This is a genomic window from Paractinoplanes maris (assembly GCF_023544465.1).
Taxonomy (GTDB): Bacteria; Actinomycetota; Actinomycetes; order Mycobacteriales; family Micromonosporaceae; genus Actinoplanes; species Actinoplanes maris.
Window position 1 is genome coordinate 120,386 of the sequence record NZ_JALPVL010000001.1, and the last position, 24,494, is coordinate 144,879.

21 protein-coding genes are annotated in these 24,494 nt (G+C 71.3%); 9 read left to right on the forward strand and 12 right to left on the reverse strand.

Going from position 1 to position 24,494, the window contains the following annotated elements; all coding sequences use genetic code 11:
• The first annotated feature begins 130 nt into the window (after nucleotides 1–130).
• Complete coding sequence (locus NAG42_RS00565) at nucleotides 131–442, forward strand: STAS domain-containing protein (RefSeq protein WP_250027223.1); 312 nt, start codon at nucleotides 131–133, stop codon at nucleotides 440–442.
• Here the strand turns inward: NAG42_RS00565 and NAG42_RS00570 are convergent.
• From NAG42_RS00570 to NAG42_RS00600, 7 genes are all read right to left on the reverse strand, one after another.
• Complete coding sequence (locus NAG42_RS00570) at nucleotides 432–4,010, reverse strand: SpoIIE family protein phosphatase (protein ID WP_250027224.1); 3,579 nt, start codon at nucleotides 4,008–4,010, stop codon at nucleotides 432–434. The genes NAG42_RS00565 and NAG42_RS00570 overlap by 11 nt on opposite strands.
• A 57-nt stretch (nucleotides 4,011–4,067) precedes the next feature.
• Nucleotides 4,068–4,814, reverse strand: a complete 747-nt coding sequence (locus NAG42_RS00575) for a gamma-glutamyl-gamma-aminobutyrate hydrolase family protein (protein ID WP_250027225.1) — start codon at nucleotides 4,812–4,814, stop codon at nucleotides 4,068–4,070.
• Between the two features lie 24 nt (nucleotides 4,815–4,838).
• Complete coding sequence (locus NAG42_RS00580; protein ID WP_250027226.1) at nucleotides 4,839–5,522, reverse strand: gamma-glutamyl-gamma-aminobutyrate hydrolase family protein; 684 nt, start codon at nucleotides 5,520–5,522, stop codon at nucleotides 4,839–4,841.
• Nucleotides 5,523–5,733: 211 nt separating this feature from the next.
• On the reverse strand, nucleotides 5,734–6,498 hold the full coding sequence (locus tag NAG42_RS00585) for a 3-oxoacyl-ACP reductase (protein WP_250027227.1): 765 nt from the start codon (nucleotides 6,496–6,498) through the stop codon (nucleotides 5,734–5,736).
• A complete protein-coding gene (locus tag NAG42_RS00590) occupies nucleotides 6,499–7,857 on the reverse strand; it encodes an aldehyde dehydrogenase family protein (protein ID WP_250027228.1) in 1,359 nt (452 codons plus the stop codon).
• Between the two features lie 13 nt (nucleotides 7,858–7,870).
• On the reverse strand, nucleotides 7,871–9,217 hold the full coding sequence (locus tag NAG42_RS00595; protein ID WP_250027229.1) for a glutamine synthetase family protein: 1,347 nt from the start codon (nucleotides 9,215–9,217) through the stop codon (nucleotides 7,871–7,873).
• A gap of 61 nt (nucleotides 9,218–9,278) precedes the next feature.
• A complete protein-coding gene (locus NAG42_RS00600; protein ID WP_250027230.1) occupies nucleotides 9,279–10,802 on the reverse strand; it encodes an amino acid permease in 1,524 nt (507 codons plus the stop codon).
• Nucleotides 10,803–11,464: 662 nt separating this feature from the next.
• Here NAG42_RS00600 and NAG42_RS00605 point away from each other — a divergent pair.
• The 5 genes from NAG42_RS00605 to NAG42_RS00625 all read left to right on the forward strand — a co-directional run bounded on the left by NAG42_RS00605 (nucleotide 11,465) and on the right by NAG42_RS00625 (nucleotide 15,816).
• Nucleotides 11,465–11,836, forward strand: a complete 372-nt coding sequence (locus NAG42_RS00605; protein ID WP_250027231.1) for a helix-turn-helix domain-containing protein — start codon at nucleotides 11,465–11,467, stop codon at nucleotides 11,834–11,836.
• A gap of 33 nt (nucleotides 11,837–11,869) precedes the next feature.
• Nucleotides 11,870–13,144 (forward strand): sensor histidine kinase, encoded by a 1,275-nt coding sequence (locus NAG42_RS00610; protein WP_250027232.1) that lies wholly within the window; start codon nucleotides 11,870–11,872, stop codon nucleotides 13,142–13,144.
• A complete protein-coding gene (locus tag NAG42_RS00615) occupies nucleotides 13,141–13,797 on the forward strand; it encodes a response regulator (RefSeq protein WP_250027233.1) in 657 nt (218 codons plus the stop codon). Before NAG42_RS00610 ends, NAG42_RS00615 begins: the two co-directional genes overlap by 4 nt.
• 76 nt (nucleotides 13,798–13,873) lie before the next feature.
• Nucleotides 13,874–14,755, forward strand: a complete 882-nt coding sequence (locus NAG42_RS00620) for an ABC transporter ATP-binding protein (RefSeq protein ID WP_250027234.1) — start codon at nucleotides 13,874–13,876, stop codon at nucleotides 14,753–14,755.
• Nucleotides 14,752–15,816: an ABC transporter permease gene (locus tag NAG42_RS00625; RefSeq protein ID WP_250027235.1), complete on the forward strand. Its 1,065-nt coding sequence runs from the start codon at nucleotides 14,752–14,754 to the stop codon at nucleotides 15,814–15,816. The genes NAG42_RS00620 and NAG42_RS00625 overlap by 4 nt, the downstream gene beginning before the upstream one ends.
• Here the strand turns inward: NAG42_RS00625 and NAG42_RS00630 are convergent.
• The 3 genes from NAG42_RS00630 to NAG42_RS00640 are packed head-to-tail and all read right to left on the reverse strand — an operon-like array spanning nucleotide 15,806 to nucleotide 19,462.
• Nucleotides 15,806–16,405, reverse strand: coding sequence for a TetR/AcrR family transcriptional regulator (locus tag NAG42_RS00630; protein WP_250027236.1), 600 nt, complete (start codon nucleotides 16,403–16,405; stop codon nucleotides 15,806–15,808). The two genes, NAG42_RS00625 and NAG42_RS00630, sit on opposite strands and share 11 nt — an antisense overlap.
• 22 nt (nucleotides 16,406–16,427) lie before the next feature.
• Nucleotides 16,428–18,572, reverse strand: a complete 2,145-nt coding sequence (locus tag NAG42_RS00635; RefSeq protein WP_250027237.1) for a YhgE/Pip domain-containing protein — start codon at nucleotides 18,570–18,572, stop codon at nucleotides 16,428–16,430.
• Entirely contained in the window at nucleotides 18,569–19,462 is an 894-nt protein-coding gene (locus NAG42_RS00640; protein ID WP_250027238.1) for an ABC transporter ATP-binding protein, read from the reverse strand. Before NAG42_RS00640 ends, NAG42_RS00635 begins: the two co-directional genes overlap by 4 nt.
• A gap of 111 nt (nucleotides 19,463–19,573) precedes the next feature.
• Here NAG42_RS00640 and NAG42_RS00645 point away from each other — a divergent pair, with 111 nt between their 5' ends.
• Nucleotides 19,574–20,554 (forward strand): LLM class F420-dependent oxidoreductase, encoded by a 981-nt coding sequence (locus NAG42_RS00645; RefSeq protein WP_250027239.1) that lies wholly within the window; start codon nucleotides 19,574–19,576, stop codon nucleotides 20,552–20,554.
• A gap of 381 nt (nucleotides 20,555–20,935) precedes the next feature.
• The gene (locus NAG42_RS00650) at nucleotides 20,936–21,574 is read left to right on the forward strand and encodes a CG0192-related protein (RefSeq protein ID WP_250027240.1); all 639 of its coding nucleotides are present in this window, start codon (nucleotides 20,936–20,938) and stop codon (nucleotides 21,572–21,574) included.
• A 70-nt stretch (nucleotides 21,575–21,644) separates the two neighbouring features.
• Here the strand turns inward: NAG42_RS00650 and NAG42_RS00655 are convergent, their stop codons facing one another.
• Nucleotides 21,645–22,247 (reverse strand): PadR family transcriptional regulator, encoded by a 603-nt coding sequence (locus tag NAG42_RS00655; protein ID WP_250027241.1) that lies wholly within the window; start codon nucleotides 22,245–22,247, stop codon nucleotides 21,645–21,647.
• A gap of 125 nt (nucleotides 22,248–22,372) precedes the next feature.
• Between NAG42_RS00655 and NAG42_RS00660 the strand changes: the two genes are divergently transcribed.
• Nucleotides 22,373–23,212, forward strand: coding sequence for a GNAT family N-acetyltransferase (locus tag NAG42_RS00660; RefSeq protein WP_250027242.1), 840 nt, complete (start codon nucleotides 22,373–22,375; stop codon nucleotides 23,210–23,212).
• A gap of 106 nt (nucleotides 23,213–23,318) precedes the next feature.
• Here NAG42_RS00660 and ispG read toward each other — a convergent pair whose 3' ends face one another.
• Nucleotides 23,319–24,491, reverse strand: a complete 1,173-nt coding sequence (ispG, locus tag NAG42_RS00665) for a flavodoxin-dependent (E)-4-hydroxy-3-methylbut-2-enyl-diphosphate synthase (protein WP_250027243.1) — start codon at nucleotides 24,489–24,491, stop codon at nucleotides 23,319–23,321.
• Between the last annotated feature and the right edge of the window lie 3 nt (nucleotides 24,492–24,494).

Genomic DNA, 24,494 nt, shown 5'->3' on the forward strand with positions numbered 1-24,494 from the left:
TCGGTCATACCGAAAGCCTATAGCCGCCCGGACGACCCGCTCGGTGTGCCGCCGGTCGCACCATAACGGCTTCATCGAGCCTTATCGGCCGGTTCTTGCCGCTCCCGGGCCCCTGTGTAATCGTGTCAGCGTGGATCAAGAGCAAGCGGACGAGAACTTCACGGCCACGTCGGCCGTGGAGGGAAGCCGGGTCGTCGTGACCGTGGCCGGCGAGGTGGACATGTCCACCGCGGACGCGATGTATCAGGCGGGCACCAAGGACGGGGTGCCGGCGGCGACGCTCGACCTGCGGGAGGTCACGTTCTTCGACTCGGCCGCGATCCACGCGCTGCTGCGCCTGGCCGAGCACTACGGCGACCGGTTGATCGTGCGTCCCTCGTCCCAGGTCCGGCGGGTGCTCGAGATCTCCGGGCTCTCCACCCAGCCCTGGCTCAGGGACTGAGCCGCCGGTTCAACGTCACCGACGTGCCCGCCTCGGAGCGCGTCACCGACAGCTCGGTGAGCGCGCCGATCAGCGCCAGCCCGCGCCCGCGGAACCCGCCCGACTCGCTGGGACGCCAGGTGCCGGTGTCACGCACGGTGACGATCACCGATTCCCCGGTCACCGCCGCCTCCACGGTGACGATCGCCTCGGCCGGCTCGATCGGGTGCTCAATCGCGTTCGCCGCCGCCTCCGACACGGCCACCGTGAGGTCGAAGACGTCCGCCTCGGGCACGTCGTTGCCGGTCAGGAAGTCCTCCAGCCGGCGGCGCAGCACGCTGAGCCGGGCCGGCTCGGCCGGCAGCCGCAGCACGAGCTCCCGGGGCTCGGTCGCTTCCATCGCGAGCAGCGCGATGTCGTCCCGCCGGGGCCGGCGGGCGGCCTTGGTCAGCAGCGCGTCCAGGAGGTCCTCCACGTGTTCGGCCGGCTTCGCGGCGTCGTTGATCAGCTCGGCCAGTCCGGCATCGATGCCGACCTGCCGATCCTCGACCAGGCCGTCGGTGTAGAGCAGCAGTCGCGAGTTGCCGGGCAGGTCGGCCGCGAGCGTCGGATAGTCGACATCGCTGAGCGCACCGATCGGCGGTCCGAGCGCCGACGCGTACAAGAACGAGCCGGCCTGGCCGGGCGGTACGAGCACCGGGGGCGGGTGACCGGCCGACGAGTAGTGCAGCCGGCGCCGCCGGGGGTCGAAGCGCACGCAGACCACGGTCGCGAACTGCCGCCGGCCCAGGTTGTCGACGAGCCGGTTGAGCCTGGTCAGCGCGGCCCCGCAGTCGAAGCCCTCGAGGATGTAGGCCCGTAGCGCGTTGCGGAGCTGACCCATGACGGCGGCCGCCTGCACGCCCTTGCCGACCACGTCGCCGATGACCAGGAACAGCTGGTCGTCGGCGACCGCGATCACGTCGAACCAGTCACCGCCGACCTCGGCCTCACTGCTGCCGGGCAGGTAACGGCTGGCCACGACGGTGCCCGGCACCCGGGGCAACGTCTCCGGCAGCAGGCTGTGCTGCAGCGTGCTGGCGATCCGGTGCTCGGCCTCGTAGAGCCGCGCGTTCTCCAGCCGCAGCCCGATCAGGCGGGCCAGCTGGGTGAGCACCGCCGGCTCGGGCGTGCCCTGCGGGGAGGCCCAGACCCGCAGCTCGCCGACGGTCGCGCCGGCGGTGTCGGGCAACGGCAGCACCACCTCGGGCCGGGTCCGGTGGTCGGCCCCGCCGTCCACCTCGGCCCGGGCGCCGGGCACGGTGATCACCACCCGGCCGGCCGTGGTCATCTCGCGGACGTGCTGGGCCGCGACGTCGAGCACCTCGGCCGTGGTGCGCACGGTGTTGACCGCGGCAGCCGTGTCGACCAGGCCCCGGAGGCGGCTGATGATCTCGCGCCGGGCCTGACCGAGGTCGAGGTTGGCCCGCACCCGGGCGGTCAGATCACGCGCCGAGAACGGCTTGACCAGGTAGTCGTCGGCGCCGGCGGCCAGGCCCTCGCTGGACGCCTCCTCGCCCGCCCGCGCCGAGAGCACCACGATCGGCACCTCCCGGGTGCGCTCGTCGGCCCGCAGCGCGGCGATCAGGCCGAAGCCGTCCAGCCGCGGCATCATCACGTCGGTCAGCACCAGGTCGAAGTCGTGCTGCCCGGCCAGGTCGAGCGCGGCCCGGCCGTCGACCGCGGTGGTCACGTCCCAGATCGGGCGCAGCAGCCGGGCCAGGTGGTCACGCAGGTCGGCGTTGTCGTCGACGAGCAGGATCCGGCCGCGGGGCCGGCCGGTGGTGTCGGCCGCGAACGGCAGCGGCGGCTCGTCACCGGTCCACCAGTGCTCGGCCTCCTCGACGTAGGGCCGGGCGTCGATCGCCGGCGCCGGGCGCTCGCCACCCTGGGCTATCCGGTCGGCCGGCAGGTGGGCCGTGCCGAACGGGACGGTCACGGTGAAGACGCTGCCCTGGCCGGGCTCGCTCTCGGCGCCCGCCGAGCCGCCGTGCAGCTCGGCCAGCTCGCGGACCAGGGCCAGGCCGATGCCGGTGCCCTCGTGGCTGCGCGACCAGGCCCCGGTGACCCGGTGGAAGCGGTCGAACAGCAGCGGCAGCTGATCGGCCGGGATGCCGACCCCGGTGTCGTGGACGCTGAGCTCGGCGCCGCGGTCGGCGGCCCGGACGCGGACCGTGACGCGCCCGTGCGGGGTGAACTTGACCGCGTTGGAGAGCAGGTTGAGAACGATCTTCTCCCACATCTCGCGGTCGACGTGGACCGGTGCGGGCAGCGGCGGCGCGTCGACCGTCAGCTCGAGCCCGGCCCGCTCGGCGGCCGACCGGAACGTGCTGGCCAGCCGGGCTGTGTAGTCGGCGAGGTCGGTGGGGCGGTAGGCGGCACGCAACCGGCCGGACTCCAGCCGCGAGAAGTCGAGGACCGTGTTGACCAGCTTGAGCAGCCGCAGGCCGTTGCGCTGCATGGTCATCAGTCGCTCGCGCTGACCGGCCGGCAGTTCCGGGTCGTCGAGCAGGTCCTCGAGCGGGCCCAGGATCAGGGTCAGCGGGGTACGGAACTCGTGGCTCACGTTCGAGAAGAAGTTGGTCTTCGCGCGGTCGAGGGCGGCCAGCTCGACGGCCCGGGCCCGCTCCTGCTCGTACGCCCGGAGGTTGCCCACAGCCCGCGAGATCTGCGCGGTGGCCAGCTCCAGGAAGTCGCGGTAGCCGCCACCCAGGGCCAGGAAGCGGCTCACCCCGACGACCAGGGCCCCCGCCCGCTGGGTGCCCACGGTGACCGGCAGCACGAGCGCGCGGTCGGCCGCCGCCGGGGGCGCGTCGGTGATCTCGCGCAGGATGACCGTGCCGGGCTGCCCGGTCGCGATCACCCGGCCGACCGCCGGATGGCTCACCGGCGGCTCGTCGTCGTCACCGTCGAGGATCAGGCGGGCGTACGGGACGTCGGCCGCGTTCCCGGCGAAGACCGCGGACACCTCGGCCGCCAGGGCCGCCTGGTCGGGGCAATCGGCCAGCCGCGAGCCGAGCGCGCTCAGCGTGCGCACCCGCCGCTCCCCCAGCACCCGGGCGGTGGTGTCGCTGACGATGCACAAGATGCCGTCGATCCGGCCCTCGGCGGTGCGGATGGGGTCGTACGAGATGTCGAAGTACGTCTCTTCGAGAAAGCCGTGCCGCCTCAGCATGAACGGGTGGTCGCCGGCCCAGAAGGCCTCGCCGTCGGCGCGGACGCCGTCGAACAGCTCCTCGAGCACCGACCAGGCCTCGGCCCACATCTCACGGCCCGGCCGGCCCAAGAAGGCGGGGTGCTTGTCGCCTATCGCGGCGATGTAGGCGTCGTTGTAGAGAGCGCAATACTGCGGGCCCCAGAAGACCACCATCTGGGCCCGGGAGGCCAGCATGGTGGCGACCGCGCTGCTCAGCTCGGGCGGCCACTGGCCGGGGTGACCCACCGGACTGGCCGACCAGTCGAGGTCGAGCATGCGGCGGCCCATCTCGCCGCCGCGCTCGAACGCCACGCGCAGCCGGCTCGGGAGGACACCGTCCGAGCTCTCGCTCATGACCCTCCCACGTGCTCAACTCCGCCTTCGGTTGAGCACCGTAACACCGTGGCCGGATCAGGCGGCGAAGGCCGGCTTCAACCCGGAGCGCTTCGCGGCCGCCTCGACCAGCGCGGCGAAGACCCGGAGATCGCGGGTGCGCTCGGGGTGCCACTGCACACCCAGGGCGTACGCGTAGGACGGGTCCTCGATGATCTCGATGACCCGGTCGTCCGGGCACCAGCCGGTCGCGGTGAACGAGCCCGGGTCGTCGACCGCCTGGTGGTGGAACGAGTTCACGACGGTGTGCGACCCGAGCAGGTCGCGGGCGATCGAGCCGGGCTCGGTGATCAGGTCGTGCCGCCCGTACGCGGAGGCGTCCGCGGCCAGCGGGTCGGTGCCCGCGGCGGCCCGGTGCCGTTCGTGGCCGATCACATCGGGCAGGTGCTGGTGCAGCGAGCCACCGCCGACGACCGCCATCACCTGCATGCCCCGGCACACGCCGAGCAGCGGCAGGTCGGCCTCGAGCGCGGCCCGCATCAGCATGATCTCGGACTCGTCGCGCTCCTTGTCGACCTCGGTCTCGGGGTGGCGCTCGGCTCCCCAGTACGCGGGATCGATGTCGTTGCCGCCGCAGAAGACGATGCCGTCGAGCGAGTCGAGGACGTCGGTGCCGGGGTCGTCCGGAGTGATCAGCACAGCGCGACCGCCGACGGCGTGGACGGCTCGCACGTACGTCATGGGGAGCATGCCCGCCACGAGGTCGTTGCTGTTGTATTGCACTTGCTGGGCGTACGCCGTCATGCCGATCAAGGGCCTGCGCATATGGTGCTGTCCTCCTCGTGTTCGTTACTGACGTGCCGCTTCGATGAGTGCGCCGAAGAGTCGTTCGTCGCGGACGACCTCGGGGTGCCACTGCACACCCAGGACGAACCGCCGGTCCGGATCCTCGACTGCTTCGGCGAGTCCGTCCTCGGCGCGTCCGGTGACTGTGAGCTTTCCGGCATCCGCGACGCCCTGGTGGTGGAAGCACCGGATGGCGAGGTCGTCGCCCATCAGGCCGGCGATGCGGCTGCCGGGCACGAACGACGCGTCGTGCTCGCCGTAGACGCCGGGCGCCGGGCGGTGCTTCTCATGTCCGAGGACGTCGGGCAGGTGCTGGTGCAGGGAGCCGCCGGCGGCGGCCACGAGCAGTTGCATGCCACGACAGATGCCGAGAAGGGGTACGTCTCTGTCCAACGCCCGGCGGACCAGGAGCATTTCCGCCCGGTCCCGATCGGGGTGGGTGACGGTCAGCGGTCCGGGCTCGGCGCCATAGAGCTCGGGGGTCAGGTCGGGACCGCCGGTCAGCACCAATCCGTCGAGCACGTCCAGCACATCGGTGTCGTCGTGCGGAGGGATCAGGACCGGTCGGCCACCCGCCTGGGTGACCGCCTCGGTGTAGTCGTGCGGGACCAGAGTGGTGGGCAGATCCCGCCAGACACCCCAGGTGGCCGGTTCCACATAGGTCGTGATGCCGATGATCGGACGCATCACTTCACCGTATCCGGATCGTGTTTCGGATCAACCGCTGAACGGAGGAGGGAGGGGTGCGCGGCGTCGCTCTCGAGGAGAACGGCGCCGCGCCCAAGGTCCCTCTGTCCCACCCGCACAGGGATCGACCTGCGCGGGCGGGGATTCGACCCCTTCACCCGGCGATTCGGGTGTAAGGGGACGGTTCCCGTGTAAACGGAGTCCTAAACAATCACAGCGGAGTTACATAGGCTCCGGTGATTCCGCCGTCGACCACGAACTGCGATGCGGTCATGAACGAGGCGTCGTCGCTGGCCAGGAAGGCGACGGCGGCGGCGATCTCGGCGGGCTCGGCGAACCGGCCCATCGGCACGTGGACGAGCCGGCGGGCGGCCCGCTCCGGATCCTTGGCGAACAGCTCCATCAGCAGCGGGGTGGCCACCGGCCCGGGGCAGAGCGCGTTGATCCGGATGCCCTCGCGAGCGAACTGCACGCCCAGCTCCCGGGTCATCGCCAGCACCCCGCCCTTGCTCGCGGTGTAGGCGATCTGCGAGGTCGCGGCGCCCAGCAGCGCGACGAAGGACGCGGTGTTGATGATCGAGCCCTTGCCCTGCCGCTGCATGTGCGGGATCGCGTACTTGCAGCAGAAGAAGACCGAGGTGGTGTTGACCTTGAGCACCCGCTCCCAGGCGTCGAGGCCGGTGACCAGGATCGAGTCGTCGTCCGGGGGTGAGATCCCGGCGTTGTTGAACGCGATGTCGACCCGGCCGTGCCGCTCGGCGACCCCGTCGAAGAGCGCCTTGACCTGCTCCTCGTCGCTGACGTCGCAGGCCACGAACTCCCCGTTGACCTCCTTGGCCACGGCCGCGCCGGCGTCCTCCGAGATGTCGACGGCGATGACCTTCGCGCCCTCGGCGGCGAACCGCCGGGCGGTGGCCAGCCCGATTCCACTGCCGGCGCCGGTGATGACGGCGACCCGGTCCTGCAAACGCTCCACTTAATCTCCCATGGCCAGGAACACGTTCTTGACATCGGTGAAACTGAGCAGCGCGTCGGGCCCCAGCTCGCGGCCCAGCCCGGACTGCTTCATGCCACCGAACGGGGTCCAGTAGCGCACCGACGAGTGGCTGTTGACGCTGAGCGCGCCGGTCTCGACGGCCCGGGACACCCGCAGCGCCCGGCCGAGGTCCCGGGTCCACAGCGAGCCGGAGAGCCCGTACTCGGTGTCGTTGGCCAGCCGGACCGCGTCGGCCTCGTCCTTGAACGGCAGCACCGAGAGGACCGGCCCGAAGACCTCCTCGCGCCAGTGCCGGTCGCCGGTCGAGTGCGCGAGCAGCACGGTCGGCGGGAACCACCAGCCGTCACTGTCCGGCGACTGCCCCCGGAAGGCGACGTCCGCCCCCTCGACGTACGAGGCCACGGCCGCCCGATGACCGGCGGAGATCAGCGGCCCCATCTCGGCCGTGTCGTGCGACGGCTCCTCGACGCGGAACGCCCGCACCGCGGGCTCGAGCAGTGACAGGAACTTGTCGTAGACCGACTCCTGCACCAGCAGCCGGGACCGGGCGCAGCAGTCCTGCCCGGCGTTGTCGAAGACGCTGCCCGGGGCGGAGGCGGCCGCCTTCTCGAGGTCGGCGTCGGCGAAGACGATGTTCGCGCTCTTCCCGCCCAGCTCGAGGGTCACCCGCTTCACCTGGTCGGCCGCGCCCGCCATGATCGACTTGCCGACCTCGGTCGAGCCGGTGAAGCAGACCTTGCGGACGGCCGGGTGGGTGACGAACCGCTGCCCCACGACCGAGCCCTTGCCGGGCACGATCTGGAACACGTCCTCCGGGAGGCCGGCCTCGAGCGCCAGCTCGCCCAGCCGGATCGCGGTGAGCGGGGTCAGCTCGGCCGGCTTGAGGACGACCGTGTTGCCGGCCGCCAGCGCCGGGGCGAACCCCCAGCCGGCGATCGGCATCGGGAAGTTCCACGGCACGATGATGCCGACCACGCCGAGCGGCTCGTGAAAGGTCACGTCGAGGCCACCGGCGACCGGGATCTGGCGGCCGCTGAGCCGCTCGGGCGCCCCGGCGTAGTAGTCGAGCACGTCGCGCACGTTGCCCGCCTCCCAGCGGGCGTTGCCGATGGTGTGACCGGAGTTGCGCACCTCGAGCGAGGCCAGCTCGTCGAGGTGCTCGCCGACCACCGCGGCGAAGCGGCGCAGCAGCCGGGCCCGGTCGCCCGGGGCCACCGCCCGCCAGGCCGGGAACGCCCGGGCCGCGCGCTCGATCGCGGCGTCGGTCGCGGCCAGATCCAGCGACGGCACGGTGGTGAACACCGCACCGGTCGCCGGGTTGATCACGTCAGTCGTCATCACAGCCCCATGATCACATGCGTTCGAAGCCGCGGCGCAGCTCCCAGTCGGTGACGGCCGCGTCGAAGGCCGACAGCTCGACCTGGGCCATGTTGGCATAGTGGCCGACCACGTCGGCACCGAAGGCGGACTGCGCCACCTCGCTGCCCAGCCACAGCTGCTGGGCCTCCCGCAGCGTGGTCGGCACCCGGTCGGCCGCCGCGTCCTCGTACGCGTTGCCCGGCGTCTCCGGCTCCAGCTCGAGCTCGTTCTCGATCCCGTGCAGCGCCCCCGCCACCAGCGCGGCGATCGCCAGATAGGGGTTCACGTCGCCGCCCGGCACCCGGTTCTCCACCCGCATGCCCTGGCCGTGACCGGCGATCCGCAGCGCGCAGGTCCGGTTGTCGACGCCCCAGCGCAACGCGGTCGGCGCGAACGACCCGGGCTGGTACCGCTTGTACGAGTTGATGTTGGGCGCGAACAGCAGGCTGAACTCCCGCATGGTGGCCAGCAGCCCGGCCAGCACCCGCTGCCCGGTGTCGCTGAGGTGGGCCGGCCCGTCGCCCAGCATGGCCGACTTGCCGTCCCGCCCGCGCAGCGAGAAGTGGATGTGGCAGGAGTTGCCCTCACGCTCGTTGGGCTTGGCCATGAAGGTCAGCGCCATGCCCTCCTGGGCGGCGATCTCCTTGGCCCCGTTCTTGTAGATGACGTGGTTGTCGGCGCAGGTCAGCGCGTCGGCGTAGCGGAAGGCGATCTCGTGCTGGCCGAGGTTGCACTCGCCCTTGGCGCTCTCGGGGAGCAGACCGGCGCCGTACATCTCGTTGCGGATGCGGCGCAGCAGCGGCTCGACCCGGGCCGTGCCGAGCATCGAGTAGTCCACGTTGTACTGGTTGGCCGGCACCAGACCGCGGTAGGCCTTGGTGAACGCCTCCTCGTACGTGTCCTTGTAGAGCACGAACTCCAGCTCGGTCCCGGCGTACGCGGTCAAGCCGTGCTCGGCCAGCCGGTCGAGCTGCCGCTGGAGGATCTGGCGGGGTGAGGCGTAGACCGGCTCCCCGCCGGGCGTCTCGAGGTCGGCCAGCACCATCGCGGTGCCCTCCTGCCAGGGCACCCGGCGCAGCGTCGTGAAGTCGGGCTTCATCACGAAGTCGCCGTATCCGCTGGCCCACGAGGACATCGCGTAGCCGTCCACGGTGTTCATGTCGACGTCCACCGCGAGCAGGTAGTTGCACCCCTCGCTGCCGCCACCGACCACCTCGTCCATGAAATAGCGGCCGTGCAGGCGCTTGCCCTGCAGCCGCCCCTGCATGTCGGTCAGCGCCAGCAGCACGGTGTCGATGCTGCCGTTGTCGACGGAGACGTCCAGTTCCTCGAGATCCATCAGGGTGTCCCCTCGCAGGTGGAGAGGGGCCGGGCGGGTACCCGTCCGGCCCCTGGGTGCGTCATTCGGTGGGAAGCGTCGGCTCCCCGTGGGCAGCTTTCTCGATCAGGTTCTGCTTCGGTCCGGTGAACCACTTGCGGGCGCTCACGAACCACCAGATCGTGGCGAAGGCGATCACGATCAGCACGGCGAAGATCGTGTAGTTGAAGTTGCTCGCGGTGATCGGTCCGGCCGTCGGCAGCACGAAGAGCACGCAAATGATCACCACCCAGACGATCGCGATCCAGCCCACCGGCGCGCTCCACTTGCCCAGACTCCACGGCCCGGGCTGGAAGTCGGGGCTCATCCGGCGCAGGAACACCGGTCCGACGTACGCGATGTAGAGGCCGATCACCGCGATCGAGGTCGCCGCCAGGTAGGCCGTCGTGTTCCACAGCGACGGCAGGACCAGCAGGGTCGACAGGGTGACGCAGAGCCAGATCGAGTTCGTCGGCGTACCGGTGCGCGGGTTGACCTTCTTCCACAGCCGCGAGCCCGGCAACGCGCCGTCCCGGGCGAAGGCGTAGGACATCCGCGAGTTGGCGGTGACCGAGGCCATGCCGCAGAACCACTGCGCGACCATGCAGATGAACAGCAGGAACGTGCCGGTGTTGTGGCCGGCGGCGTCGATGAAGATCTGCGCGGGCGGCAGGCCGAGCTCGGTCGTGCGCTGGGCCTCGTAGTCCTGGATCGACCAGGTGATCGCGGTGAGCAGCACGAACCCGGCGATCACCGAGACGACGACGGAGAGCACGATGCCGCGCGGGGCGGCCCGGGCCGCGTCGTGCGTCTCCTCGGCCACGTGGGCCGAGGCGTCGTAGCCGGTGTACGTGTACTGCGCCATCAGGAGTCCGATGAGGACGGCGTAGACGCCTGCCCCGGCGAAGGTGAAGCCGGTGGCGTTCTGCACCTCGAAGAACACCTCGGAGATCGGCTTGTGGTTGTCCGGCACGATGGCCAGGACGCCCACGATGACCGCCACGCCGACGAGGTGCCACCAGGCGCTGACGTCCGACAGCAGCCGGACGAGGTTGACGCCGAAGGTGTTGAGCAGGCCGTGCACGATGATGATGACCAGGAAGATCAGGAACGTCCGGCCGGTGGTGACCTCCATGTCGAAGGTCAGGCTGAGGAAGGCCGAGGTCGTGATGGCCGCGCCGAAGTCGATGGCCGCGGTGACCGCGACCTCGCCGAGGAAGTTGAACCAGCCGATGAACCAGGCCCAGGCGGGTTTGTTGCGCTTCGCCAGCGCCGCCGCCCACCAGTAGAGCGCGCCGGCGGTCGGATAGGCCGAGCACACCTCGGCCATGGCGAGGGCCACGAAGGTCACCATGATGCCGACGAAGAGCCAGCCGAGGGTGATGGCGATCGGGCCGCCGGCGGTCATCGCGATGCCGTAGGAGGTGATCGCGCCGGCCAGGATGGAAATGATCGAGAAGGAGACCGCGAAGTTCGAGAAGCCGGACAGTCGGCGATGCAGTTCCTGCTCATAGCCGAGTTGGGCAAGACGTTCTTCGTCGGTGGTGGGTGCGGGGTTGACGCTCATGTGCGGCTCCCTTACCGAAGGGTGCTGTGACCGAGGCCACGCGTGCCGTGATGATCTACCCGCTGTGTTACGTCAGTCAATGCACTCGGTTAATTGCGTTGCCGGTCGATCGCCGGGCGCCGCACACTCATAGCCGGACGCGGGCCCTCGGCAGGCTCCGCGAGCACCTCGGGGCAGCCATCGGCGCCCCGGCCCGCGGCGGCGCGGGGCGCGGTCACCTCTCTCTCGCGGCATCGCCGCGGCACGCGCCCGCTCCGCGCCGCCGCTTCACCACACCACACTTCACCTGCAACAACTTTCATGCCTTCGGCGCTATGTCCGAAAAATCTGCAGCGGTGGTACTAGAAATTCGGCCGTCGTCGGAATAAAGTATGTGGCGTCGGCCACGCACAGCCGACACGCAACTGGCAATGACCCGGAGTTGGCTAAGGAGGACGAGATACCGCAGCAACGCGTAAGCGCAACGTCCCCGACCCGACAAGAGGTGATCGCAGCCGATGCCCATCACTCCGGTGGTCCGCTAGCGGCACGCAGGCGGACGACCGCATGCGCCGGCGACGGCCGGCACCAGAATTGAAAAGCCAGGGCCCCGGTTACCCGCCGGGGCCCTGGACTGTGCTCCGGTGATCCCGGACCCCTCGGCTTCCCCCCGGAAGGGCACGATGAGCACGACCTTCGACGACGCCGACTTCCCGGCGTACACGATGGGCCGCGCCGCCGACATGATCGGCGTGACGCCGGCCTTCCTCCGCAGCCTCGGCGCCGCGGGCTTGATCGAGCCCCAGCGCTCCCACGGCAACCACCGCCGCTACTCCCGCCACCAGCTGCAGCTCGCCCTGCGCGTCCGCCAGCTCCTCGACGAGGGCATTCAGCTCGGCGCCGCCTGCCGCATCGTCACCCTGGAGGACCGGCTGGACGCGGCCCACCGGCGCATCGTCGAGCTCGGCGGCACCCTGACGTCGTCCGACGACGCCGACCTCCCCACCCAGACCCACCCGGACATCGCCAAGACCCAGTACTTCCGCGCGCCCTGATGCCCAAGTGAGCGTTGTGGCAGCCTAGGGGCCATGCGCAGCCTCGACGACTGGCAACGGCCCGGCCCCACCCCCCGGCAGCGCCGCAACGACGTCGTCATCGCCCTCGTCGTGATGGCCGGCGCGCTGCTCAACGTGATGCTCAGCCGCAGTGTCGGCCAGTTCGTCTGGGGCGTCGAGCGCAGCGCGGCCGAGCAACTCGCCTTCGCGTTCGCGATCACGTTCCCGTTGATCTGGCGCCGCGTTCACCCCGACGTCGTCCTGGTCGTCTGTGCCGCGGTGTTCATCGCCGGCCAGGTGCGCGAGGCCCAGGAGATCCAGTTCGCGTCGGGCGCGATCTTCGCGGCGATCTACGCCGACGGCGCGTGGGGGCGGGATCGGGCGCGGTCGCGCTGGCTGCGGACGGCGGTCATCGGCGCGATGTTCGGCTGGCTCGCCATCGCCTGGCTGGTCGCCGTCGACACCATCGGCGAGAACGCCTTCCCGGACGCCACCGGTGAGCTGCCCCCGCTGCTCTCGGCGCTGGTCAGCCAGGTCCTGATGAACCTGGTGGTTTTCGGCTTCGCCTACTTCTTCGGCGAGACGGCCTGGCTGTCGGCCCGGCGCGAGGCCGTGCTGGTCGAGCAGACCGAGCAGTTGAGCCAGGCGCGGGTCGCCGCCGAGGAGCGCGCCGTCGTCACCGAGCGGCTGCGCATCGCCCGCGAGCTGCACGACGTCGTCGCCCATCACGTCTCGGTCATGGGCATCCAGGCCGCGGCGGCCCGGCGGGCGATGGATCGCAACGCCGGCACCGCGCGCGACGCGCTCACGTCGGTCGAGGAGAGCGCACGGACCGCGGTGGACGAGTTGCACCGCATGCTGGGCGCGCTGCGCACGGCCGACGAGCCCGCGCCGCAGCCGACGGCCGGGGTCGAGCGGGTCGGTGAGCTGCTCGACCGGGTCCGCGACGCCGGGCTCACGGCCGAGTTCGCGGTCTTCGGCGAGGCTGTCGCGCTGCCCGAGTCGACGTCGCAGGCGGCGTACCGGATCGTGCAGGAGGCGGTGACCAACGCGCTCAAGCACGCGGGCGCGTCCACTGTCGACGTCCGGCTGCGGTATCTGGCTCGCGAACTGGAGGTCGACGTGGCCGACGACGGGCGGGGCGCCACCACCACGACGAAAGAGGGCGGGATGGGGCTGGTCGGCATGCGGGAACGGGTGGCCCTGCTGGGCGGCACGGTCGAGACCGGCAACCGGTCGGCCGGCGGTTACCGGGTGCGGGCCCGGCTGCCGCTGATTCCCGCGCAGCGGGTCGGGGCGTCGTCGTGATCCGGGTCCTCCTCGCGGACGACCACCGGCTGGTCCGCACCGGCTTCCGGGTGATCCTCGGGCTCGAGGACGACATCGAGGTCGTGGGCGAGGCCGAGAACGGTGCCCAGGCCGTCGCGGCGACCGCCGAGCACCGGCCCGACGTGGTGCTGATGGACGTCGAGATGCCGGGCATGGACGGGCTCGAGGCGACCCGCCACATCGTCGCGGCCGGCGGTGGCCCGTCGGTGCTGATCCTGACCACCTTCGACCGGGACGACTACCTCTTCGCGGCGCTGGAGGCGGGCGCGAGCGGCTTCCTGCTCAAGAACAGCTCCCCGGAGTCGCTGGTCGAGGCCGTCCGGGTGGTGGCCCGGGGCGACGCGCTGCTGGCTCCCGAGATCACCCGGCGGGTCATCGCGGCCTTCGCCCGGCCGGGCGCCCCGCGGTCCGAGCCCCCGGCCCGTCTCGACGAGCTGACCCCGCGCGAGCACGAGGTGCTGGTCCAGCTGGCCGGCGGCGCCACCAACGCCGAGATCGCGCTGGCCCTGCACCTCGGCGAGACCACGGTCAAGACCCATGTGAGCCGGGTGCTGACCAAGCTGGGGGCCCGCGACCGGACGCAGGCGGTCGTCCTGGCGTACGAGCTCGGGGTGGTCCGCCCGGGCGGGTAGTCCTCCGCGCGGAGGACCCGGCGGATCGTGCCTCAGCCGGACGCTTTCGCCGGCCGTTCTCCGTAGCGTCGAAGGCATGCTGAACGTCGATTCCGTCAGCCGCAGCTTCGGTGACCGGGCGGTTCTGAAGAACGTCACGTTCCCCGTCGGGAGCGGCAAACTGACCGGCTTCGTCGGCGCGAACGGCGCCGGCAAGACCACCACCATGCGGATCATCCTGGGGGTGCTGGCCGCCGACACCGGCCAGGTGACCCTGAACGACAAGCCGCTGACCCGCGAGATCCGGCAGCGCTTCGGCTACATGCCGGAGGAGCGCGGGCTCTACCCGAAGATGACCGTGCACGACCAGGTCGTCTATCTCGGACGGTTGCACGGTCTGAGCAGCGCCGCGGCCGAGGAGCGCACGACGAAGCTGCTCGACCAGCTGGGGCTGGGCGACCGGGCCGGCGAGAAGCTGGAGAAGCTCTCGCTCGGCAATCAGCAGCGCGCCCAGGTCGCCGCCGCGCTGGTGCACGACCCGGAGGTGCTGGTGCTCGACGAGCCGTTCTCCGGCCTCGACCCGATCGCGGTCGAGACGATGGTCGACGTGCTCCGCGACCGGGCCGCCGCGGGTGTGCCGGTGCTCTTCTCGAGCCACCAGCTCGAACTGGTCGAGCGGCTCTGCGACGACCTGGTGATCATCGCGGACGGGTCGATCCGGGCCGCCGGCGACAAGGCCGCGCTGCGCGCCCAGCACGCGCTGCCGCGATACCAGCTGGTGGTCGACACCGACGCCGGCTGGCTGCGCGACGAGCCCGGGGTCACCCTGCTCGACCTCGACGGCCCGCGCGCGATCTTCGACCTCGACACCGGCGACGATCAGAAGGTGCTGCAGGCCGCGCTCGAGCGGGGCCCGGTGCGGGCGTTCGGCCCGGTCGTCCCGTCCCTGACCGAGATCTTCCGAGAGGTCGTCCGATGAGCACCTACGCCGCCGCCAAGATCGTGGCCGCCCGCGAGATCCGGGTGAAGCTGCGCGACAAGACGTTCATCTTCAGCACCGTGTTCTTCCTGATCTTCGCGATCGGCATCACCGTCCTGCCGGTCCTGTTCTCCGGCGGCCCGTCCTCGGTCGCGGTCGCCGACCAGGCCACCGCCGCGCGCCTGCAGCAGGCCGACCTGGAGGTGCGGGTGGTCGCCGACGACGCGGCCGCCGAGAAACTGCTGCGCGACGGTGACGTGGACGCGGCCGTGATCTCCGGCCCCGAGGTGCTGGCGATGGACGACACCCCGGGCTCGGTCGTCGACGCGCTGAGCACGGCTCCCCCCGTACGTCTGCTGGACCCGGCCGCGGTGGACCCGTTCCTGGCCTACATCGTGCCGTTCGCCCTGGCCTTCGTCTTCTTCTTCACGTCGTTCCTGTTCGGCCTGCAGATCGCCCAGAGCGTCACCGAGGAGAAGCAGACCCGGATCGTCGAGATCCTGGTCGCCAGCGTGCCGACCCGGGCCCTGCTGGCGGGCAAGGTCGCGGCGCTCGGCCTGCTGGCGTTCGTGCAGGTGGCGCTGATCGCGATCGTGACGCTGATCGGCGCGCGGCTCGCCGGGCTCGACCGGGGCGTGCTGCACCTGCTGGAACCGGCGATCGGCTGGTTCGTCGCGTTCTTCCTGATCGGCTTCGTGATGCTGGCCGCACTGTGGGCCGGGGTGGGCGCCCTGGCGTCGCGGCCCGAGGACCTGAACGGCGTCTCCCAGCCGGTGCAGATGGCGGTCATGCTGCCGTTCTTCGCGGTCATCTTCCTGGGGGAGAACGAGCTCGCGATGCGGATCCTGTCCTACATCCCGTTCTCGGCGCCGATCGCGATGCCGACCCGGATCTTCAACGGCGACGCGGCCGGCTGGGAGCCTTTCCTGGCGCTGCTGATCATGGCCGTGACCGCCGTCGTGCTGCTGGCCGTGGGCTCGCGGGTCTACGAGGGCTCGCTGCTGCGCACCAACGGCAAGACCTCGTGGGCCACGGCCTGGCGGTCGAGCACTACGTCGTAGTTCCGCCGGCCCGGCGCACGATCGCGAGCAGTGACTCCTCGACCTCCTCGATCGGGCGCTCGGGCATGAAGACCAGCCAGTCGACCGCCACCACCAGGCCCACCCCGAACAGGGCCGAGGAAGCGACCCGTACGTCCAGGCCGGCGGGCAGATCGCCGGAGTCGACGCCGGCCTGGACGGTCTCGGCGATCACCCCGATCGCCTGCTCGCGGAGCAGCAGCAGGGTCTGCTGCCACTCCCGGTTGGTGCGCCACATCTCGCTCAGCAGCAGCTGGGCGAAGGCACGGTAGCGGCGGATGTAGTCGAGCTCGCTGCGGACCAGCGCGGCCACCGCCTCGCGCGGCGGCAGCCCCCGCACCGCGGCCCGGAACTCGTCGGTCAGCAGCCCGATGCCGTGCCGCAGCAGCTCCTCGAAGAGGTCGGTCTTCGACTTGAAGTTGTAATAGACGGTGCCCTTGGCGACCTGGGCCCGCAGCGCGATGTCATCGACCGTCGTCGCCGAGAAGCCCTGCTCGGCGATGAGCTCGACCGCCGCCTCGAACAGCCGCTGCCGAGTGTCCTCCCGCCGCCGGGTCCGCCCGTCCGTCACCGGGACAGTCCACCACAGGCGCTCACAGCACCAGCTCCGGGTGCAGGTCGCCGGGGGTCAGGCGGCGGCTCCGGCGGGCGGTCAGCACGGTCAGGGCGAAAGCTCCCAAGCCGTACGCGACGAGCACCAGCACGCCTTGGACCACGGACCCCCACGGTCCCCCGTCGATGACGTGGCGGGCGGCCTGCACGACGTAGGTCATCGGCAGCACCGGGTGGATCGCCTGGAAGAAGCCGGGCGAGGTCTGCACCGGATAGGTGCCGCCGGACGACGTCAGCTGCAGCATGAGCAGGGCCAGGGCGGCGATGCGGCCCGGGGCGCCGAGGGCCGCGCCGAGCAGTTGCATGATCGCGGCGAAGACGGTCGCGGCCAGCCCGAGCAGGCCCCAGGTGGCGAGCGGATGCACCGGGTCCAGCCCCAGTGCGAAGTGCACCACCAGGAACAGCAGCGTGGCCTGCACCCAGCCGATCGCGACCGCGGGCAGCAACCCGGCCAGCGCGACCCGCGTGCTGGGCGCCTCCGAGACCAGATGGCGGCGGTTGAGCGGGCTCAGCACCATGAAAGTGATCATCGCGCCGACCCACAGAGCCAGGGCCAGGAAGTACGGCGCGAAGCCGACCCCGTACGTCCCGGCCGGATGCCGCACGCTGCGGTCGAGCGCGACCGGGTCGGCCAGCACGCCGGCGCGGTGACTGGGGTCGTCGCCGTAGCCGGGGATCTGACCGGCCCCGTCGGCCAGGCCCGAGGCGAGCTGCTCGGCGCCGCCCTGGAGCTGACCCAGGCCGTTCGCGAGCTGGTGACCGCCGCCGGCCAGCGTGCCGAGCCCACCGGACAACTCGCGCGCGCCCGAGGAGAGCCGATAGAGGCCACCCCGCAGGTCGACCGCACCCTGGTGGGCCTGGGCGGTTCCGGTACGCAACTGAGCCGCACCCGTGGCCAGCCGGTCGAGCCCGGCCGAGAGCTGATCGACCCGCGAGCGCGCGGCCTGCACGTCGTCGGCCAGGTGCGGGGCCGCGGCGGCGATCTGCCGCGCGGTGGCCGCGACCTGCCGTAGCTGGGTCCGCAGCGCACCGAGGTCGGAGTCGCTCACCGTGTCCCGGACGCGTTCGGCCGCGGTGACCAGCCGCGCGGCGAGCGCCTTGGCGTCGGCCAGGCCCTCGGTGCCGGCGGGCAGCTCGTTCAGATAGGACTGCAGCTGCCGGGCGTTGCGGACGGCCTGGTCGGCGGCGTTGTCGATGGCCCCGATGTTGGCGGCCAGGGTGTCGGCGCCGCGGGCGACCAGGGTGGCCGCGTTCGCGATCTGCCGGGCGTTGTCGCGCAGGAGCGGCTCCGCCTTGTCGGCCGCGGCGTCCACCGCACCGGCGAGTTGCCGGCCACCGGTGGCGGCCTGCTGGGTGCCGGTGGCCAGCTGCTGGGCGCCGGCGTTGAGCTGGGTCAGTCCGTCGGCCAGGTCATCGGCGCCCCGGCCGGCGGTGCCGAGACCACTCTGCAACCGGCCGGCTCCGCCGCGGGCGTCGTCCAGGCCGCCGGCCAGCCGGTCGGCTCCAGACCTGGCGTTGCCGGTGCCGTCCCGGAGCTTGGCCGCGGCGTCGGCGGCCTGCTGGGTCTGCTGCTTGAGGTCGGTGAAGCCGATCAGCATCTTGTCGAAGTAGCCGGCGCTGGCGCTCGTCGCGGCGGCCGCGCGCACCTCGTCGAACGCGGTGCGGGCGAAGACCCCGGTGAGGTAGTTGGTGGCGTCGTCGCTGACCGCGGTGAGCTGCGCGGCCTGCGGGTCCTCGGCCGCGTCGGGGCCGGTCACCAGGTCGGCCGAGAAGTCCCGGGGGATCCGCAGCAGCAACTGGTAACGGCCGTCGGTGAGGCCCTTCTCGGCGCCGGCCTCGTCGGTGACGTGCCAATCGAAGACCTCGCGGCTGATCAGCTGGTCGGCCAGGTCCTGACCCGCGTGCAGCTTGGTGCCGTCGCTCGCGGTGGTGGGCCGATCCTCGACGACGAGCGCGGCCGGGATGTGGTCGAGGCGCCCGTAGGGATCCCAGAAGGCGTAGAGATAAAGCGCGCCGTAGAGCAGCGGGATCACGGCCAGCGCGGCGAGGGCGGCCCGGGTGAGGTGGCCGCGCAGGAATCGCCGCAGCTCGTATCCGGCCAGGGACAAAGTGGACAGGAACGTCATCGCTGCGCCTCTTCCGCGCTCGTGCCGTCCGCCTTCTGCGGCGCCGCGGCAGCTTCCGACTTCGGTTCGACCTCCGGCACGGCGTCCGGCTTCGGCTCGGCGGCCGGCTCGGGCTGGGGCTGGGGCTGGGGCTGGGGCTGGGGCTGGGCGTCCAATTTGGGCTCAACGTCCAGTTCCGGTTCGGGCTCGGGGTCGGCGCTGAATGTGTACTCGGTGTCCGGTTCTGGCTCGGCCTCTGATTCCGGCTCGGCGTCCGGTTCAGGCGTGACGGCAGGCACGGCACCCGGATCGGAGTCGTCCGGGGGTGGGCCTGGGTCTTCGCCGAGGCGGATCACGGTGGTGACGAGGCTGGGGTCGATCTCGCGGACGGTGAGCACGACGGCGACGCCCCGGGCGGTGAGCTCGGTGATCAGCTGTAGCAGGGCGGCCCGCTCGCGGGTGTCGAGGCCGTCGTCGTAGCCGTCCAGCGCGATCACGGACGGCCGGCTGAGCTCCGCGAGGACCAGTCCGAGGACCTGTTTCTCGTACGGGGAAAGGTCTTGACCCCGCTTGTCCGGCTCGAGGCCGTGGAGCTCCACCCGCGCCGCTTCCGACCGCGACCGGCCGAGCAGCATGAGCCGCTCGCGCACGTGCTCAGTGACGGTGAAGACAGATTCGGGCCCGGAGACGTCGGGCACGTAGCCGAGTGACGCGCGGCCCTCGACCGAGCCCGCACTGAGCCGGAACCGGCCGGCCAGAGCGAGCAGCGTCGTGGTCCGGCCACTGCCGGGCGGCCCGACCACCGCGACCAGGTCACCGGCCTCGACCGTCACGTCGAGCCCCTGGAAGAGCCACGGGTCACGGCGACGCCGGCGGCGGACTCCCGCCCCGCGCGCGATCAGCACCGGCATGACAACTCCCGACTTGAACTGACTGGTCAGTGCAAAAACTTACTCCTCACATCGATCGATGCCACATCTTGGTGGTGGACCTCACCCCGTCGGCCAGGCAGGATCATGGTCATGTCGATGCGATGGGGCATGACCGTTCCGCTGAGCGGGATCCCGCTGTCCGAGCACGCCGAGGTCTTCCGGACGCTGGCCGACGCCGGCTTCACCGACCTGTGGACCTCCGAGGTGGCCGGGTCGGACGCCTTCACCCCGCTCACCCTGGCCGCGGCCTGGTCCTCGGGGATGCGGCTGGGCACCGCGGTCGTCCCGGTCTTCACCCGCGGCCCCGGCCTGCTGGCGATGACCGCGGCCGCCCTGGCCGAGATCGCACCCGGCCGCTTCCAGCTCGGCATCGGCGCGTCGTCGCCGGTCGTGGTCGGTGACTGGAACGCCGCCGAGTTCACCGAGCCCTTCCAGCGCTGTCGCGACATGCTGCGCTTCCTGCGTCCGGCGCTGGCCGGCGAGCTGGTCGACGGCCAGTTCGAGACCTTTTCCGTACGCCGCTTCAAGCTCGAGCGCCCACCCGCGACACCGCCGCCGGTGCTGCTCGCCGCGCTCCGCCCCGGCATGCTCCGGCTGGCTGCGGCCGAGGCCGACGGCGTGATCCTCAACTGGCTCTCGGCCCACGACGTCCACACGGCGCTGGCCGAGGTCAAGACCGACAAGCCGGACTTCGACGTGGCCGCCCGCATCTTCGTCTGCCCGACCGACGACGCCGAGCACGCCCGCCGCATCGGCCGCCGCATGATCGCGGCCTATCTGACGGTTCCCGCCTACGCCGCCTTCCACCGATGGCTGGGTCGCGACGAGGTGCTGACCCCCATGTGGCAGGCGTGGTCGGCCGGCGACCGCAAGGGCGCCTTGGCCGCCATCCCCGACAAGGTGGTCGACGACCTGATCGTCCACGGCTCGCCCGACCAGTGCCGCAAGCGGGTGGAGGCCTACGTGAGGGCCGGCGTCACCGTTCCCGCCATGGCCCTGCTGCCCACACCCACGCTGGACTCCGGCGACCCCGCCGCGATCCTGCAACTGCTGACCGCCCTCGGCCGCTGAACCGGCTCCGCCGGCGCGCGCACAACCGACCCGGCGCAGCGCAACCGACCCCGCGCAGCGCAATGACCCCCGCGCAGCGCAACCGACCCGGCGCAGCGCAACCGACCCGGCGCAGCGCGGCCGACCCGGCGCAGCGCAACCGACCCGGCGCAGCGCGGCCGACCCCGCGCAGCGCAACCGACCCGGCGCAGCGCGGCCGACCCCGCGCAGCGCAACCGATCCGGCGCAGCGCAACCGACCCGGCGCAGCGCGGCCGACCCGGCGCAGCGCACACGACCCCCGCGCACAAATCGGATTTATCCGGCTGTCCGTGGGAGCGTTCCCAGTTTTGGCTGGAAAGCGGCTGCCCGTGGCAAGCGCCGGGAAACTACGATGCCGCTCATGGCATTGATCCACAAGGCGACTCTGAGTCCCACCAAAGTTGAACTGCTGGCGGCGTGGCTCCCGGGCCGCCCGTGGTATCAGGGCGAGGCCGGCACCCCGGTCGAGCGGGTGGCGTCCTACCGTTTCGACGACCCCGAGGGCGCCGTCGGCATCGAGACCCTGCTCGTCAAGACCGGGAGCGGCCCGACCTACCAGGTGCCGCTGACCTACCGCGGCGCCCCGGTCGAGGGGGCCGACGAGTGGCTGGTCGGCACGATGGATCACTCGGCGCTGGGCCGGCGCTGGGTCTACGACGGCACCGGCGACATCGTCTATGCCGAGGCGCTCGCCCAGGCCCTGCTCACCGGCAGCGGCCAGGCGCAGGAGTTCATGGAGGTCGACGGTCACCTCGAGCCCCGCCAGCCCAGCATGGCCATCACGACCAGCAACATCTCGACCGACTTCGCCGAGGCGCGCGCCGTGATCGCCATCACCGGCACCACCACGGCCGACCCCACGGTCATCGAGACCGACAAGCTGACACTCACCATCCCCCGCCTGCTCACCCACGCCGTGTCCTTCCCCGGCGCCGTCCTCTTCGGAACGTGGCCGGGTCAGCCCGCCTCCATCCCGCTGGCGTTCGCCAACCCCCGCTGACACTCACGACCCCGCAACGCAGAAACGCACCCCGGAAACCGGGGTGCGTTTCTGCGTGCTGGGTCCGGGCTCACTCACCGTCGGCGAGGATGGCGTAAAGCTTGCGCTTCGTCTCGTTGAGGATCTCGAGAGCCCGCTGACGCTGCTCGGGCGTGCCGTTGAAGCCGACCTGCTTGAGAGCGCCCATGATGCCGACCGCGGCGTCCCGGAAATCCTGCACCTGCGACATCGTGTCGTCGCCGATGCTGGCCCACGGCGGGTTCTCCGCGGCGGTCTCGGCCTCGGCGCGGCCGGCGTCGGTCAGGTGGTAACTCTTGCGGCCACCCGCCGCCTCGGCCTCGATCAGGCCCTCGTCCTCGAGCAGCTGGAGCATCGGGTAGACCGAGCCGGGGCTGGGCCGCCAGATGCCGTTGGTGCGCGAGTCGAGCTCTTGGATCATCTCGTAGCCGTGCATCGGACGCTCGAGAAGGAGCGCCAGGACGGCGATGCGGACGTTGGGACGCGAGCCGCGTCCGCCGCGTCGTGGACCACGCTGGCCGGGGCCGAACGGGCCACCGGGGCCGAACCCGCCGGCGCCGCCACCGAAGTCGCCGGGGCCACCGAAGGGGAAGCCGGGCGGGAAGGTGAAGCCGCGGTGACGGAATCCGTGCGGGCCGTGATGAGGGTTCCTCATGACTGTCTCCGATCTGTTGTCGATAGTTAGACGATATATCGGCAATAGCTCGGCGGCAAGTGATTCTTCGCGAGGAAAGGGTCGCGACGGGTGTGGAGGGTCGGACATCTGGCAATGTGATACCTGTGCTGACGGTGCCGATTCGCCAGCTCGGTGAGTCCGAGCGCGCGCAGGTCGATAAAGTGCTCGACCGCGACCCGTACGCCGGCGCTCAGATCGCCGAGCGGGTGGCGGCCCACGGGCTGAGCTGGTGGCGTTCCGACGGGCGGATCTTCGGGTATGGTCCCGGCCGCCGGGTCGAGTCGATCATCTGGTCGGGCGCTCATCTCGTGCCGGTGTGCTCCACCCCGGCCGCGACCGCGGCGTTCGCCGAGCTGCTCGGGGCCGAGCCACGCATCTGCTCGTCGATCATCGGCCGGTCCGACGCCGTGCTCGACCTGTGGGACAGGCTGGGCGGGCAATGGGGCCGGGCCCGCGACGTGCGCCCCCACCAGCCGCTGCTGGTCGCCGATCGTGACCCGTCGATCGCGCCCGACCCCGAGGTGCGGCTCGTGCGGCCCAGCGAGGTCGACGCGCTCTTCCCGGCCGCCGTGGCGATGTATACCGAAGAGGTCGGCGTCTCGCCGCTGCTCGACGACGGCGGGCGCGGCTACCGGCGGCGGATCGCCGAATTGGTCAAGGGCAAGCGGGCGTACGCGCGTTTCGTCGGCGACCGGGTCGTCTTCAAGGCCGAGCTGGCGATCGTGACAAACCGGACCACGCAGGTGCAGGGCGTGTGGGTCGACCCGGAGTTCCGGGGTCAGGGCCTGGCGGCGCCGGCGATGGCCGCTGTGGTGCGCGACGCACTGCGACGTGTGTCACCCACGGTCAGCCTCTATGTGAACGACTACAACACAGCGGCGCGACGCGTCTACGCGAAGTGCGGCTTCGTGTCAGCCGGCTCGTTCGCCACGGTCCTCTTCTGAGCGACCCCGCCGCCGCCCACCTGCGCACGAGCCGCCGCCCTCCGAAGCGAACGCCGGCCCGGAGACGAAGAAGCCCCGCCGAGGCGGGGCTTCGTTCAGCCGTACGTCAGTGGACCGTGACCGTCGGGCCGGGGATCAGCTCGCGCAGCTCCTCGGGGAGGTCGGCCCCCATCTCGTCGGCCAGGCGCAGAGCCTCCTCGACCAGGGTCTCCACGATGATCGACTCGGGGACGGTCTTGATGACCTGACCCTTCACGAAGATCTGGCCCTTGCCGTTACCGGACGCGACACCGAGGTCGGCTTCGCGCGCCTCACCGGGGCCGTTGACGACGCAGCCCATGACGGCCACCCGCAGCGGCACCGGGAAGCCCTCGAGCGCCGCCGTCACCTGCTCGGCCAGCGTGTAGACGTCGACCTGGGCGCGACCGCACGACGGGCACGACACGATCTCGAGGCCGCGCTCCCGCAGACCCAGCGACTCGAGGATCTGGTTGCCGACCTTGATCTCCTCGACCGGCGGAGCGGACAGCGACACCCGGATCGTGTCACCGATGCCCTCGGCCAGCAGCGCACCGAAGGCCACCGAGCTCTTGATGGTGCCCTGGAACGACGGGCCGGCCTCGGTGACGCCGAGGTGCAGGGGATAGTCGCACTGCTCGGCGAGCTGGCGGTAGGCCCGGATCATGACGACCGGGTCGTTGTGCTTGACCGAGATCTTGATGTCGCGGAAGCCGTGCTCCTCGAACAGTGAGCACTCCCACAGCGCCGACTCGACCAGCGCCTCGGCCGTCGCTTTGCCATATTTCTCGAGCAGCCGCTTGTCGAGCGAGCCGGCGTTGACCCCGATGCGGATCGGCACACCCGCGTCACCGGCCGCCTTGGCGATCTCCTTGACCTTGTCGTCGAACTGGCGGATGTTGCCCGGGTTGACCCGGACGGCCGCGCAGCCGGCGTCGATCGCGGCGAACACGTATTTCGGCTGGAAGTGGATGTCGGCGATCACCGGGATCTGCGACTTCTTGGCGATCGCGGGCAGCGCCAGCACGTCGTCCTGCGACGGCACGGCGACGCGGACGATCTGGCAGCCCGAGGCGGTCAGCTCGGCGATCTGCTGCAGCGTGGCGTTGATGTCGGAGGTCAGCGTCGTCGTCATCGACTGCACGCTGACCGGGGCGCCGCCACCGACCGGCACGTTCCCCACCATGATCTGCCGACTGTGACGACGAGGGGCCAGCGGCGGCGGGGGCACGGCCGGCATACCGAGACTGATGGCGGTCACTTC

What these genes read in the sequence shown, in the direction of transcription:
- NAG42_RS00580 (WP_250027226.1), bottom strand. Translation starts at nt 5,522, where the DNA reads ATGCGTCCGATCATCGGCATCACGACCTATGTGGAACCGGCCACCTGG.
- NAG42_RS00600 (WP_250027230.1), bottom strand. Translation starts at nt 10,802, where the DNA reads ATGAGCGTCAACCCCGCACCCACCACCGACGAAGAACGTCTTGCCCAA.
- NAG42_RS00605 (WP_250027231.1), top strand. Translation starts at nt 11,465, where the DNA reads ATGAGCACGACCTTCGACGACGCCGACTTCCCGGCGTACACGATGGGC.
- NAG42_RS00595 (WP_250027229.1), bottom strand. Translation starts at nt 9,217, where the DNA reads ATGGATCTCGAGGAACTGGACGTCTCCGTCGACAACGGCAGCATCGAC.
- NAG42_RS00645 (WP_250027239.1), top strand. Translation starts at nt 19,574, where the DNA reads ATGTCGATGCGATGGGGCATGACCGTTCCGCTGAGCGGGATCCCGCTG.
- NAG42_RS00655 (WP_250027241.1), bottom strand. Translation starts at nt 22,247, where the DNA reads ATGAGGAACCCTCATCACGGCCCGCACGGATTCCGTCACCGCGGCTTC.
- NAG42_RS00610 (WP_250027232.1), top strand. Translation starts at nt 11,870, where the DNA reads ATGCGCAGCCTCGACGACTGGCAACGGCCCGGCCCCACCCCCCGGCAG.
- NAG42_RS00640 (WP_250027238.1), bottom strand. Translation starts at nt 19,462, where the DNA reads ATGCCGGTGCTGATCGCGCGCGGGGCGGGAGTCCGCCGCCGGCGTCGC.
- NAG42_RS00650 (WP_250027240.1), top strand. Translation starts at nt 20,936, where the DNA reads ATGGCATTGATCCACAAGGCGACTCTGAGTCCCACCAAAGTTGAACTG.
- NAG42_RS00590 (WP_250027228.1), bottom strand. Translation starts at nt 7,857, where the DNA reads ATGACGACTGACGTGATCAACCCGGCGACCGGTGCGGTGTTCACCACC.
- NAG42_RS00570 (WP_250027224.1), bottom strand. Translation starts at nt 4,010, where the DNA reads ATGAGCGAGAGCTCGGACGGTGTCCTCCCGAGCCGGCTGCGCGTGGCG.
- NAG42_RS00625 (WP_250027235.1), top strand. Translation starts at nt 14,752, where the DNA reads ATGAGCACCTACGCCGCCGCCAAGATCGTGGCCGCCCGCGAGATCCGG.
- NAG42_RS00575 (WP_250027225.1), bottom strand. Translation starts at nt 4,814, where the DNA reads ATGCGCAGGCCCTTGATCGGCATGACGGCGTACGCCCAGCAAGTGCAA.
- NAG42_RS00620 (WP_250027234.1), top strand. Translation starts at nt 13,874, where the DNA reads ATGCTGAACGTCGATTCCGTCAGCCGCAGCTTCGGTGACCGGGCGGTT.
- NAG42_RS00635 (WP_250027237.1), bottom strand. Translation starts at nt 18,572, where the DNA reads ATGACGTTCCTGTCCACTTTGTCCCTGGCCGGATACGAGCTGCGGCGA.